12 protein-coding genes are annotated in these 13259 nt (G+C 71.9%); 3 read left to right on the forward strand and 9 right to left on the reverse strand.

Translation table 11 applies throughout. From position 1 onward, the window contains the following. Positions 1-47: 47 nt before the first annotated feature. Entirely contained in the window at positions 48-2177 is a 2130-nt protein-coding gene (locus BLU27_RS01230) for a prolyl oligopeptidase family serine peptidase (RefSeq protein ID WP_092656986.1), read from the reverse strand. An 8-nt stretch (positions 2178-2185) separates the two neighbouring features. Further along, the gene (locus BLU27_RS01235; RefSeq protein ID WP_241827716.1) at positions 2186-2971 is read right to left on the reverse strand and encodes a TetR/AcrR family transcriptional regulator; all 786 of its coding nucleotides are present in this window, start codon (positions 2969-2971) and stop codon (positions 2186-2188) included. 179 nt (positions 2972-3150) lie between these two features. On the opposite strand from BLU27_RS01235, the gene BLU27_RS01240 reads away from it, so the two are divergent. Further along, positions 3151-3582: a YrdB family protein gene (locus tag BLU27_RS01240; protein ID WP_092649766.1), complete on the forward strand. Its 432-nt coding sequence runs from the start codon at positions 3151-3153 to the stop codon at positions 3580-3582. A 9-nt stretch (positions 3583-3591) separates the two neighbouring features. Here BLU27_RS01240 and BLU27_RS01245 read toward each other — a convergent pair whose 3' ends face one another. From BLU27_RS01245 to BLU27_RS01275, 7 genes are all read right to left on the reverse strand, one after another. After that, complete coding sequence (locus tag BLU27_RS01245; protein WP_157728140.1) at positions 3592-4383, reverse strand: VOC family protein; 792 nt, start codon at positions 4381-4383, stop codon at positions 3592-3594. A 165-nt stretch (positions 4384-4548) separates the two neighbouring features. Further along, positions 4549-5574, reverse strand: coding sequence for an aspartate-semialdehyde dehydrogenase (locus tag BLU27_RS01250; RefSeq protein WP_092649770.1), 1026 nt, complete (start codon positions 5572-5574; stop codon positions 4549-4551). 74 nt (positions 5575-5648) lie between these two features. After that, positions 5649-6227 carry a hypothetical protein gene (locus BLU27_RS01255; RefSeq protein WP_092649772.1) on the reverse strand — a complete coding sequence of 193 codons (579 nt, stop codon included), beginning with the start codon at positions 6225-6227 and terminating at the stop codon, positions 5649-5651. Then, a complete protein-coding gene (locus BLU27_RS01260) occupies positions 6224-7618 on the reverse strand; it encodes a DUF58 domain-containing protein (RefSeq protein ID WP_241827717.1) in 1395 nt (464 codons plus the stop codon). The genes BLU27_RS01255 and BLU27_RS01260 overlap by 4 nt, the downstream gene beginning before the upstream one ends. A gap of 10 nt (positions 7619-7628) precedes the next feature. Further along, complete coding sequence (locus BLU27_RS01265) at positions 7629-8615, reverse strand: AAA family ATPase (RefSeq protein WP_092649774.1); 987 nt, start codon at positions 8613-8615, stop codon at positions 7629-7631. After that, a complete protein-coding gene (locus BLU27_RS01270) occupies positions 8612-9130 on the reverse strand; it encodes a hypothetical protein (protein WP_092649776.1) in 519 nt (172 codons plus the stop codon). Before BLU27_RS01270 ends, BLU27_RS01265 begins: the two co-directional genes overlap by 4 nt. After that, entirely contained in the window at positions 9127-9888 is a 762-nt protein-coding gene (locus tag BLU27_RS01275) for a DUF4129 domain-containing protein (RefSeq protein ID WP_157728141.1), read from the reverse strand. The genes BLU27_RS01270 and BLU27_RS01275 overlap by 4 nt, the downstream gene beginning before the upstream one ends. Positions 9889-10126: 238 nt before the next feature. Here BLU27_RS01275 and BLU27_RS01280 point away from each other — a divergent pair, with 238 nt between their 5' ends. Both BLU27_RS01280 and BLU27_RS01285 read left to right on the forward strand, forming a co-directional pair. Beyond that, entirely contained in the window at positions 10127-11074 is a 948-nt protein-coding gene (locus BLU27_RS01280; RefSeq protein WP_092649778.1) for a carbohydrate kinase family protein, read from the forward strand. A gap of 249 nt (positions 11075-11323) precedes the next feature. Next, positions 11324-13117 (forward strand): ABC transporter substrate-binding protein, encoded by a 1794-nt coding sequence (locus tag BLU27_RS01285; RefSeq protein WP_157728142.1) that lies wholly within the window; start codon positions 11324-11326, stop codon positions 13115-13117. Positions 13118-13259 lie beyond the last annotated feature (142 nt).

Here is a 13259-nt window from a genome sequence, read left to right on the forward strand (position 1 = left end):
CGCCGGCGGCGTCGGCGGCGCTGTCAACCCAGCCTTGCGCCGGTGCGTCAGGACTTCGTGAGCTGCCGCCACAGGAACTCGTACGCGAGCGCGTTGCGGAACGCCAGCTGCTCGTTGTCGGCAGCCGCGCCGTGGCCGCCCTCGATGTTCTCGTACGACGCAACGTCATAACCGAGGTCACGCATCCGGGCCACCATCTTGCGGGCGTGCCCCGGATGCACCCGGTCGTCGCGGGTCGAGGTCATGAACAGCGCCGGCGGGTACGGCTGTCCGGCACGGACGTTCTGGTACGGCGAGTACTTCGAGATGAACGCCCAGTCGGCCTCGTCGTCGGGATCGCCGTACTCCGCCATCCAGGAGGCGCCGGCCAGCAGCCGGTGGTAGCGCTTCATGTCCAGCAGCGGCACCTGGCACACGATCGCGCCGAAGAGTTCGGGGTAGCGGGTGAGCATGACGCCCATCAGCAGGCCGCCGTTGCTGCCGCCCTGGGTGCCCAGCCGGGACGGCTCGGTGATGCCGCGGGCCACCAGGTCGCGCGCGACGGCGGCGAAGTCCTCGTACGCACGCAGGCGGTTCTCCCGCAGGGCGGCCCGGTGCCAGCGCGGACCGTACTCCCCGCCACCGCGGATGTTGGCGACGACGTAGGTGCCGCCGCGGGCCAGCCAGGCACGGCCGGTCGCCGCCTGGTAGCCGGGGAGGTTGGAGATCTCGAAGCCGCCGTAGCCGTAGAGGAGTGTCGGCGCGTCGGCGGCGGGTCGCTCCGGGCCGACCACGAAGTAAGGGACCTGGGTGCCGTCGTCGGAGGTGGCGAACAACTGCCGTACCCGCAGGCCGTCGGTGTCGAACATCGCCGGAGCCTGCTTCACGGGTTCGAGGTCACCGTCGACCGTGCCGTACCGCAGCGTGGCCGGCTCGGTGTAGCCGCTGGTCTGCAGGAAGAACTCGTCGTCCGCGTGCGGGTCGGCACCGATCTGCCCGACGCTGCCGAACTCGGGTACGCCCGCCAGCGGGCGGCGTGTCCATCCGGAGTTGACAGCCTGGCCGTCGGCCGCCGAAGCCGGCGGCGTGAACACCTCCAGCCGGCTCTTGACGTCGGACAGCGTGTTGACGATCAGGTGGTGGCGGGTCCAGACGGAGCCGACCAGGGACGTGTGCTCGTCGGGCTCGAACAACACTGTCAACGTGCGCCTGCCTGCACGGAAGTCCTCGAACGGCGCGGCCAGCAGGGCGCCCGCGGGATAGGTGGCGCCGTCGACGGTCCACGGTGTGCGGGTGACGACCGTCAGCCACTCACGCTGGACGTCGACCTCGGCGTCGTTGGGTACGTCGATCCGCTCCAGATCAGCAGCACCGTCGCCGGTGCGCAGGTAGGTCTCGCCGCTGTAGAACTCGATCCGGCGCTGAACGAAGTCGCGTTCGAAGCCCTCGGTCGAGTCGTGGCCGCCGTAGGCCAGCACGTCGTCGGGCTTGCCCTCGAAGATGGTCTCCGCCTCCGCCAGCGGGGTGCCGCGCCGCCATTCCTTCACGATGCGCGGGTATCCGGACGAGGTCAGCGAACCGGGACCGAAGTCGGTGCCGACGTAGATGCGGTCGGCGTCGATCCAGCCGACGAAGCTCTTCGCCTCCGGTAGCTGGAAGCCGTCCTCGACGAAGGTGCGCGTCTGCAGGTCGAACTCCCGGACGACGGTCGCGTCCGCACCTCCACGGGACAGCTCCACCAGCGCCAGCCGGAACTCGGGGCGCAGCACCGGCGCGCCCTTCCACACCCAGCTCTCACCCTCGTCGGCGGCGAGCTGGTCGACGTCGAGGAGCACCTCCCACTCGGGATGGTCGGTGCGGTAGGACTCGAGCGTGGTCCGCCGCCACAGGCCGCGCGGGTGCTCGGCGTCCTGCCAGAAGTTGTAGAGCAGGCCGCCGCGGCGGGCGACGTAAGGGATCCGGTCGTCGGAGTCGAGCACCTCGCGGATCTGCGTACGCAACTCCTCGAACCGCTCTCCGGTGGCGAGGCCGGCGAGGGTCTCGTCGTTGCGTTCACGCACCCAGTCCAGAGCCTCCTCGCCGGTGACGTCCTCCAGCCAGAGGTAGGGGTCGGCGGCTTCCTCCCCGGACGCAGGAGTCGCGGAGGAGGCGGAGGACGTGGGCTGCTGGTCGGCGGCGGGCCGGGCGGCGTCAGTCATACCGGCCATTATGTCCGGGCCCGCAGCCCCACGGCGTGGGCCATCAGGTCGACCGAAGTGGCGAAGAACGGCGCATTGTCGGCGAATCCGCCCACGAGATGGCCGAAGAGTTCGAGGCTCACCGCGCCGAAGACCTGCGTCCAGGCGATCACGGCGCGCACCAGCACCACGTCCGGCAGATCCTCCAGCCCGGTCGCCGTGGCGAGGTACCTGGCCTGCTCGGCCATCTGCGCGGACAGCGCCGGGGTCTCCGCATCGGCCGGCTCGCCGAGAGCGCCGGCCGCCCAGGCGTCCCGGACCACGCCGAGCAGGAGGTACGGAAACCTTCCGGCCGCCTCGGTCGTCTCCTGCGGCGCGGCGTAGCCGGGCACGGGCGACCCGTAGACCAGGGCGTACTCGTGCGGACTGTCGCGGGCCCAGTCACGGACGGCATGGCACACGGCCTGCCAGCGGCCGAGGAAGTCGTCCGCAGGAACCCGCGCGTGGGCTGCTTGTGCCCGGTCGGCAAGCGCGGAGTAGGCGTCGATGATCAACGCCGTCAGCAGCGCGTCGCGGCTCGGGAAGTAGCGGTAGAGCGCCGAGGACGCGACCTCGAGCTCGCGGGCGACTGCCCGCATGGAAAGAGCAGCGGCGCCGGACTCGGCGATCTGCCGGCGAGCGATGTCCAGGATGTCGCGGGTGAACGCGGCCCGGGCACGCTCGCGCGGAGTGGACCTGACCCCTGGCGCGGTGGTCGTAGTCTCGGTGGTCCTGGTCCCGGTGGTACTGGTCGTGTTGGTCCTGGTCGAGGGCACGGCAGGAGTCTGCCACATTCGGGAGCGGCGTTCACATCCGAGAGCGGCGCTCTTGACATTGCCTGCCCGGAAGAGGACAGTGCTCTCAGGCGAGAGCGCCGCTCACGTCGCAGTTTGGACGCTCATCCAGATCGGGCTCGAACCCGAGACCGGACTCGTACGAGAAGACGAGGATCACCATGGCCGGCGGCATCGCAACGAACGGCATCACCACGGCAGTCGCCTGGGTCAACCTGGCCGCCGTCTTCGCGCTGGAACTCTGCGCGCTCGGCGCCCTCGGCTACGTGGCGTCGCGCGGTGCGGCCCCCCTGGTGGTGCGCGTCGCCCTCGGCGTCGGCGTGCCCCTGGCCGCGGCGGTGTTGTGGGGACTGTTCGCGGCGCCGAACGCCACGCTCCAGAACACCGCGGCGATGATCGCGGTGAAGGTGCTGGTGTTCGGCGGCGCCGCGGTCGGTCTGGTCCTCACCGGCCATCGCTCCCTCGGCGTGGCGTTGGCGCTGACGGTCGTCCTCACCGCCGTACTGGTGCAGGTTCTGCCGTCGCCCGACGCGACGAGCGCGGCCGCGACGGGCGGGACCCACTCGGTGCCCGCCGCAACCCCGAACCGGTGACGCCGAGGTTCAGGCTCCGGGCACCGGACCGGCCAGCCGGAACGAGATCCCGGCCGGGTCGGCCACACACGCCAGCCGCCCGTACGGGCTGTCCCAGGGTTCGCGCTCGACCCGGCCGCCCTGCCTGCGCACCTTCCCGACCGCCTCGTCGGTGTCGGCGACCGCGAAGTACGTGATCCACTGGGCCGCCACCTCGGTGGTCTCCCGCCGGCTGCACACCTCGTGCCCGCCCGCCTTCCAGACGGTGACGCCGGAGTCGGCGGGCGCCTGTTCGTCGTAGTCGAACACCGCCCGGTAGAAGGCGTCGGCGACGGCGCCGTCGGGGGTGGCGAGTTCGTTCCAGGTCACCGCGCCGGGGTCGCCCCACAGCCCGGCGCCGACGTGGCCGCGCCCTTGCCACAGGCCGAAGGTCGCGCCGGTCGGGTCCGCCACGAACGCCATCCGCCCGCTGTCGGCGATGTCGACCGGCTGAACGATCAGCTTGCCGTCGTGCTGGCCGGCCACCCGGGCCGCGGCGTCGACGTCCGGGGTGGCGAGGTAGACGTTCCACATCGGTGGCGCGCCGTCATCCGGCCGCGGCGGCATCAGCGCCGCCACCGGAATGTCGTTCAGCAGGCACATCGTGTAGTGGCCGTAGTCGCGGCCCTGGTCGGCGAACGCCCAGCCGAAGACCAAACCGTAGAAACGGCGCGCCACCTCCATGTCGGGCACCGTCGCGTCCACCCAGCAGGGGCTGCCCACGGCGAAACTGCTCGGCCTGATCACGGTCTCCCCCTCGACCGGCCCCGTGGTGGCCCGCACGGCTGTGCGGCCACCCACCAGCGTCGCACCGAAGCGGAATCCTCACGCCCGGAACGTGAGCCGTCACCCCGTAGGGAGGACGGGCGTTTCCGGGCGGACCCACCCGAACGCGGACCTACCCGAACGCGACCCAGCCGAACGCGACCCAGCCGAGCGAGGGCGGGCTCAGCCGACCCGGGCCGCCAGCAGCTCCGCGATCTGCACGGTGTTGAGGGCGGCACCCTTGCGCAGGTTGTCGTTGGAGACGAACAGCGCCAGGCCGTGCTCGACCGTGGGGTCGCGGCGAACCCGGCCGACGTACGACGGGTCCTGACCGGCGGCGAGCAGCGGGGTGGGCACGTCGACCACCGCCACACCGGGTGCCGCCGCGAGCAGCTCCAGCGCCCGGGCCGGGGTCAGCTCGCGCTCGAACTCGGCGTTGATCGACAGCGAGTGGCCGGTGAACACCGGGACCCGGACGCAGGTGCCGGAGACCGGCAGGTCCGGGATGTCCAGGATCTTCCGGCTCTCGTTGCGCAGCTTCTGTTCCTCGCCGGTCTCGTCGCTGCCGTCGTCGACGATGCTGCCGGCCAGCGGCAGGACGTTGAAGGCGATCGGCTGGGCGAACTGCGACGGCGGCGGGAAGTCGACCGCGGCGCCGTCGAAGGTGAGAGCCGCGGCGTTGCCGGCGGTCTTGCGTACCTGCTCGTCGAGCTCGGTGACGCCGCTGCCGCCCGCGCCGGAGACCGCCTGGTAGGTGCTGACGATGAGCCTGCGCAGCCCGGCCGCCTGGTGCAGCGGCGACAGAACGGGCATGGCGGCCATCGTGGTGCAGTTGGGGTTGGCGACGATGCCCTTCGGGATTGACTCCAGGGCGTGCGGGTTGACCTCGGAGACGACCAGCGGCACCTCGGGGTCCATCCGCCAGGCCGAGGAGTTGTCCACCACGACCGCGCCGTCGGCGGCGACCTTCGGCGCCAGCTGCTTGGACGTGGTGGCTCCGGCGGAGAACAGCACGACGTCCAGACCGGCGTACGACGCGGTCTCGGCGTCCTCCACGATCACCTCGCCGCCCAGCCACGGGAGCGCCCGCCCCGCCGACCGGGCGGAGGCGAAGAAGCGCACCTCCTCGACCGGGAAGCTCGCCTCGGCCAGCAACTGCCGCATGACTCCACCGACCTGGCCGGTGGCACCCACTACTCCAACGCGCATAGTCGAAAGGCTACGAGGTCGCGCCAACGCCCCGCACGGCGGTTTCGCACAGTGGGATCAGGCACGCCCCGCTGTCACTCACCGGATCGCGGTGCGCGGGCGTAGGCGACCACACCCACCACGAGCAGCGCGAGGAGTACGCCGAACACCGGGACCGCCACCGTCGGCGCGACCGGAAGACGGCCCGCGACCCCCAGGGCGAGGGCGGCGACCACCGCGGTGCCGGCGATCACCGTCGCCGACCGTGCCAGCCAGCGGCGCAGCACCGACCCGGCGACCACCGCGTCCAGCGGGAGGACGGCCGCGAGCGCGCTGCCGGTGTGGTGGAGGTACGCCGCGGCGGCCAGTACGACCAGCGCCCACCAGGACCCCGAGGAGCCGTACGCCGTCGTGCGCACCAGCCAGCCCGCCATGGCGAGGAGTTCCAGGGCCAGCACGGTCCACGTTCCCGGGAGTACGGCGGGCACCAACGCCAGTGCCGCGCAGACCAACAGCGACAGCGGCCCGAGGACTGTCGTGGGCACGACGAGCACCAGCGCCACGAATCCGGTCACCGCGACCACCGCCCGCACCAGCAGGGCGCCCCGCCGTACCTGGCGGATTGCGTCGCCGGCACCGGACAGCGCGTCCCGCAGCATCCCGGCGTAGCTCATCGCGGTGCCGCCGCTCGCCGGGACACGTCGCGCAGCGCCTGGTCGAGAGAACCGGCACCGGCCCAGGTGACGGTGGGTACCCCGTGTTCCAGCAGCTGGGCGACGGTGTTGCGCCGCTCCAGCCGCCACAGCCCGAACGCCACCGGCGTCCAGGGGTTCTCCCGGTCGGGGCGGGCGGAGTCGGGCAGCGTGTCGACGGCGAGCACCGTCCGGCCGCTGCGGGCCAGCCGGGCCAGCAGCGCCACGCTGCGCCGGTCGAGCAACGGCGTGAGGACCACCAGCAGGGCCTGCTGCGGCAGGATCTGCCGGGCGAAGATGCCGGCCGCCGGATCGTGCGGCCCCTCCCCCGCCCGGATCGCCAGCAGCCACTCCAGCGCGGCGACGAAGTGCCGGCGGCCGGAGCCGACGCGCAGGGCACGGTTGCGGCCGCCGTACTCCAGCAGTCGCACCCGGTCTCCGCGGCCGAGGTAGTGCTGGGCGATCCCGGCCGCGGCGCGCACCGTCGTGTCGAGCACGCTCGGCGCGCCGTCGATGCCCTCCGACCGGCCGGCCTCGTGCAGTACGTCGAGCACCAGCACGAGTTCGGCGTCCCGGTCGGACAGGGTCTGCGCGACGTGGAGTTCGCCGGTACGCAGCGAGGCCCGCCAGTCGATCCGCCGCAGCCGGTCACCGGGTGCGAAGTGGCGGATGCCGGCGAGCTCGCCGCCCTCGCCGAACCGCCGGGACCGGTGTACGCCCACGAGGCCGGCGGCGTTCGGCATCGCCTCGTCGGCGGCGAAGGGCTCGGTGCGGGGGAACACGCGTATCGCAACCGAGTCCGAGGTCACCGGCGCGCAGGTCAGCAGGGCGTCACAGGCCGCCGCGCGCACCCGCACGGGAGGTACGACGTAGCGGCCCCAGCGGGCCAGTTGTCCGGTGAGGGTGAACCGCGTGCCCGCGTCGGCCGGCACCGCGGCCGCGAGGGTGCGAGCCCGGGTACGGTCGCGCAGCCACGGCGGCTGCTCGCGTTGCACCAGGGCGACGTCGTAGGCGGCGTCGGCAGCCCGGACGTCCACCAGCACGTGCAGGTCCGAGCCCTCCACCAGGTCGTTGGCCCCGCCCGGGTTCGAGCCGCCCGCCGGGTCCTGGCCCTCGGCGGCGCCCACCCGGACCGTGGGCAGCCCGCGCGGCCGGCGCAGCAGCGCCGCCGACGTACCCACCGCGAACGGCGTGGCGAGCACCACCAGGTCCACCCTGCCGGTGAGCACGGCGGCGACGAGCAGCGCGAGCGTGACCACCAGCGCCCGGCGCAGCGCCGGCGTCGGCGACCAGCCCGGGGAGGCGCCACCACCCGCCGGCCGGAGACGGTTCCGAACGTGGCCCGGCAGGCGATCCGTAAGGCGAGTCCGCACGTCGTCCCGTTCAGCCTGTGTAGGTCGGCAGGGCCGCACTCGCCGGCGCCGGCACGGTCGCCAACGCCTCTGCCACCACCTGGGCCGGGTCGATCCGCTGCAGCCACATCTCCGGCCGCAGCGTGATCCGATGCGCGAGGGCTGGTACGACGACGTCCTTCACGTCCTCGGGCACCACGAAGTCCCGGCCGGCGAGCACCGCCTTCGCCCGGGCCAGCAGCAACAAAGCCAGCGAACCGCGCGGCGAGGCACCCACCAGCACCCGCTGGTCGGCCCGGGTCGCTCGGACCACCTCGACGACGTACCGGCCGATGGAGTCCTCGACCGCGACGTCCTCCAGCGAACGCTGCATGGCGACCAGCGTCGGCGGGTCGACCACGGCGGCGACCTGCGCCTCCTCCTGCCGGCGCGACATCCGTCGGCGCAGGACGTCGAACTCCTCCTCCGACTCGGGGTAGCCGAACGACACCCGCAGCAGGAACCGGTCCAGCTGCGCCTCGGGAAGCGGGTAGGTGCCCTCGTACTCGATCGGGTTCGCGGTGGCCAGCACGTGGAACGGCGTGGGCAGCAGGTGGGTGTCGCCCTCGACCGAGACCTGCCGCTCCTGCATCGCCTCCAGCAGAGCGGCCTGGGTCTTCGGCGGCGTGCGGTTGATCTCGTCGGCCAGCAGCAGGTTGGTGAACACCGGGCCGCGCCGGAACGTGAAGTCGTGGCTGCGCTGGTCGTACAGCGAGGAGCCGGTCACGTCCGCCGGCAGCAGGTCGGGAGTGAACTGGATGCGCCGGAACTCCACGCCCAGCGCCTGCGCGAACGTCCGGGCGGTGAGGGTTTTTCCCAACCCTGGAAGGTCTTCCAGCAGCACGTGCCCACCGGCCAGGATGCCGGCGAGGACGAGTTCGAGGGCCGCCCGCTTGCCGACCACGACACCGGACACGGCGTCAAGTACTTGTTGACAGCGCTCGCTGACCGTCGGAATCGGCAACTCTGGTTGGCTCACAGGTCCTCCACCTCGGCGATTACGTCGGCCAGCTCTCCGGGCGAGGGCGGCCGGCGGGGTTGGGTGGTGGTGAGGAGGTCCCACACCCGGGCGCCCACCAACTCCCGGCTGCGTTCGGGTTGTTCGTCCCGGGTCACACCGTGTCCGACGCGCAGCCGCTCGTCGACCACCGCGGCGATCGCCGGCCGGACGACGCGTTCGTAATAGTCGCGGTCGCCGCGCATCAGGTCCAGCCGCTCCTCCCAGCGGCGGACGTCGGCGAACGGCCGGTCCGGTACGCCGTACACCGTTGCGGAGGTGTCCTCGCGCACCAGCGCCCGCCCGGCCGGCGGCGGGGTGAAGGCGCGGGTGAACTGCCGTCCGAGGACGACCACGAGCACCACGGCGAAACACAGCGGGTACGGCACCCGGGCGTGGAAGACCAGCACGAGCAGGGCGTACGCCACGCCGGCCGCCACCGCCGTCACCGCGAGCCCACGCAGCACGCCCGGGACCCGCCGCGCCCACCCGTTCACCGGGCCACGCCTTCTTCGGCGGACTCAGGCGCCGGTGCGGCGGTCCCGCTCGCGGCGAGTTCGGTCCGCAGCCGGCCCAGCGCCTCGCGCGCCTGGGTACGCATCGACTCCTCGACCTCGCCCGGTGCGTACCGCGCCTGCCGGTACAGGTCCGCGCACCCGCGCAGCACCGGCGCGCTGACCTGGTGCGCGGCCAGCATCCTGGCCACCAGGTCACCGGGAGTGTCGGCCGGTGCCCGCGGCGTGCCGGCGGCCGCGGCCGCCGCCTCCAGCCGCAGCCAGCACGCGATCACGGCCCGGCGCGGGTCGGTTCCGTCGTCGTCCAGTTCCTCGATGCCCGCGTCCACCGCCGCCCGCAACCGCTGCCCGGCCTCGTCCTGGACCTCCACCGGCAGCGGGGCAACGTCCACGTCCTCGCGGTCGCGCGGACGACGGTTCCGCAGGTAGAGCCGGACGAGGTGGACGACCAGCACGAGCAGGGCGGCCAGCAGGAGTACGCCGAAGACGGCCGGCACCCAGGCCAGCCATCCCGGAACGGACACCGACGGGGGTGCCGTGCTGACCGTCGGTGTCGGTGCCGCGGTCGGTCCCGCCGCCGGCGCGGGTGGCGGAGTCACCACCCGCCGGCCGCGGCCTGGCAGCGGCAGCCCGGTGACCTCCGGTCCGGACATCGCGGCCACCACGACCAGCACGCCGAGCAAACCGACGACGGCGATCACCGGCAGGAGACGGCGTACGGTCGCGCCGACGTCGCTCACCACCGTTCGCCTCGTCCCTTCCGCCCGGCCTCCGCCGCGCCGGCGGCTCCCCGTCCTGAGCCTGCCGATCCCCCCGACCCTAGGCTCTGAACACAGCGGGGACGAGGAGTGCCCGCGTGCCGGGTCCGCCATCGGCCGCGCGCACACCTCGCCCGGGAGCCGACCCGACCGCCCGGTGCTCGCCGGGCGTGGCCCCGTGCGAGATGCTGGCCCTCCCCCGAACCGCAGGAGACGACACGTGATCACGGTCATCGGCGAGGCTCTCATCGACCTGGTGGGCGACGACCAGGGCGTCTTCCGCGCCAAGCCCGGCGGCGCACCGTTCAACGTCGCGATCGGCCTCGCCCGGCTCGGCGTGCCCACAGCGCTGCTGGCCCGGCTGTCGCAGGACTCCTTCGGCGCCCAACTGCGCGCCCACCTCGCCGACAACGGCGTGTCGACCCGGTACGCCGTGACCGCGAGTGAGCCGACCACGCTCGCGTTCGTGTTCCTGGACCCGCACGGCTCGCCGCGGTTCGAGTTCTACTGCAACGGGACGGCCGACTGGCAGTGGACCGCGCAGGAGCTGCCCGACCCGTTCCCCGACGAGGTGACCGCTGTGCACACCGGCTCGCTCGCCCTCGCCCTTGAGCCTGGGGCCGGCGTACTGGAGAAGCGGCTCGCCCGCGAACACGACCGCGGCACGGTGACGATCAGCCTCGACCCCAACGTCCGGCCGCACCTGCAACCGGACCGGGACGCCGCCCGCGACCGGGTCGAGGCCCAGCTGGGTTCCGCGCACCTGGTGAAGGTCAGCGCGGACGACCTCGGCTACCTCTATCCGGGCACCGCTCCGGCCGACGTCGTACACCGGTGGTGTGAACGCGGACCCGCGCTGGTGGTGGTGACGCTCGGCGCGGACGGTGCGTTCGCCATGGGCCCGGCACAGCCGCGAGTGGACGTGACCGCCCCGGTGGTGCCGGTCGTGGACGCGGTGGGTGCCGGCGACGCGTTCAGCGCCGCGCTGCTCGCGGGCCTGCACGACAACGACCTGCTCGCGGCACTTCGGCAGCCACACCCGCCGACGCTGCCGGAGGACACCCTGCGCGGACTGCTCACCCGAGCCGGCACCGCTGCCGCGCTCACCTGCACCCGGCCGGGCGCGGACCCGCCGCGCGCCGACGAGCTCGCCGACGTCATTCTCTGAACGCAGCTTCTCCCGACGCGGCATTCTCCCCACGCAGCTTGAAGGCTGCCGCCCACGAGTGGCCCCGCGTACGCCATCACATCGATGGACAAGCGTGCCCGATTCGTGACCGCTGATCGGCTGCGCGCCCCTATCGTTCCAACCGGCTTGGTCAAAAGGCCTACAGCATCGGCATCTCCACATCGACGGGTGAGCGACGTCCGCGACCGCGACGGCTCGGCAGCGACCGCGGGCAGGGAGTGGGTTGGCATGCGATACAGGAGGTTGGTGGCGGTCGCCGGGGCACTCGCTCTGGGCCTGACCGCCTGTGGCGGCGGAGCGTCTCCGTCTCAGCGAGCAGCGCAGCAGGACAAGCAGAAGCAGAAGGAGTCGCCCGCGGCTCCGAAGGGTGCCGGGTTCCAGGTGGTGGAGGACGCCAACGCCAAGGGGCCGGCCAAGGACCTGGCCGGCGCGCGGAAGGGCGGGACGGTCACCATCCTGACGGCCGCGGCGCCGGAGACGTTCGACCCCACGCGCTCGTACTACATCGACACCGGTTCGGTGCTCCGCCTGACCGCCCGGACCCTCACGGCGCTGGAACTCCGCCCGGACGGGAAGTACTACCTGGTCCCCGACCTGGCCACCGACCTGGGTGAGCACAACGCGGACTACACCCGGTGGACGTTCCACCTCAAGGACGGGCTGAAGTACGAGGACGGCTCGCCGGTGACCGCGCAGGACCTCGCCTACTCGGTGAAGCGGTCCTTCGCCACCGAGGAGCTTCCCGGCGGCCCGACGTACCAGCAGAGCTACTTCCTGGACGGCACGACGTACAAGGGTCCGTTCAAGTCCAAGGCGAAGGGCGGTGGACTGGACTACGCCGGGGTGGAGACGCCCGACGACAAGACGGTCGTGATGAAGATGGCCAAGCCCTTCCCTGACCTGCCGTACTACACGACGTTCCCCGTCTTCACGCCGATTCCGCAGGCCAAGGACACCAAGGACGCCTACGGCAACCACCCGCTGGCCACCGGCCCGTACAAGTTCTCCTCCTACCAGAAGGGCAAGCGGCTCGTTCTTGTCAAGAACGACCAGTGGGACCCGAAGACGGACCCGGAACGGCACCAGTACGCCGACTCCTACGACTTCAAGTACAGCCAGAACCCCATCAAGCTGCAGGAGCAACTGATCGCCGACAACGGCCCGGACCAGACCGCGATCACCTACGACGGTGTCGACTCCTCGCTCCTGCCGAAGATCCAGGGCAAGGAGCCGGAGAAGCGGATGATGACCGGTGACGGCACCTGCACCGACTTCATCTACCTCGACACCAGGCGGATCCCGCTCGAGGTGCGCCGGGCACTGATCACCGCGTGGCCGTTCGACTCGCTGCACAAGGCCGGCGGCGACAACCCGTTCACCTACAGTCCCGCCACCACCATCCTGCCGAGGGTCACGCCGGGCTTCGTCAAGTACGACCTGTTCGGCAACGGCGGCAAGGGTGACGGCAACCCCGCCAAGGCCAGGCAGATGCTGGAGAAGGCGGGCAAGCTCGGCTTCGACGTCGTGTGGGCGTACTCCAACGACAACGACATCTCCGCGCAGGTATCGGCCGTCCGGGCGCAGAAGCTGAAGGCGGCCGGGTTCAGGACCACCGCGATCCCGATGCCGCGCGACCAGGTGCGGGCGGAGTTCGAGAACCCGAAGTCCAAGATCAACATCAGGCCGCTGGGCTGGTGCCTCGACTGGCCGTCGGGCACCACGGTGTTCCCGGCCATCTTCGACGGACGGCTCATCGCGCTCAACCCGAACTCCGCGCCGAACAAGTCGTTCCTCGACGCGAAGGACGTCAACGCAGAGATCGACCGCATCTCCGCACTGCCGGTCAAGGAACAGGCGGCGGAGTGGCCCAAGCTCGACAAGATGATGATGCAGAAGTACGCGCCGGTCATCCCGGTCGACTACGGCAAGACGAACTTCCTGTTCGGCTCCAAGCTCGGCGGTGTCGTCCTCGACCCGTTCAGCGGCGGGCCCGACTTCACCAAGCTGTTCGTCAAGCAGTAGTAGCGGTTCCTCGGCGAACGCGGGTGGCGGCGAGCCGACGGGCTCGCCACCACCGCGTCGCATGGATACGCATCGCACGGATACGCAACGGCCACCCACGTCGTACGAGTCGAACACCGGCGAGGACTTCTTGCAACAGGGT

The organism is Actinopolymorpha singaporensis, assembly GCF_900104745.1.
Classification (GTDB): domain Bacteria; phylum Actinomycetota; class Actinomycetes; order Propionibacteriales; family Actinopolymorphaceae; genus Actinopolymorpha; species Actinopolymorpha singaporensis.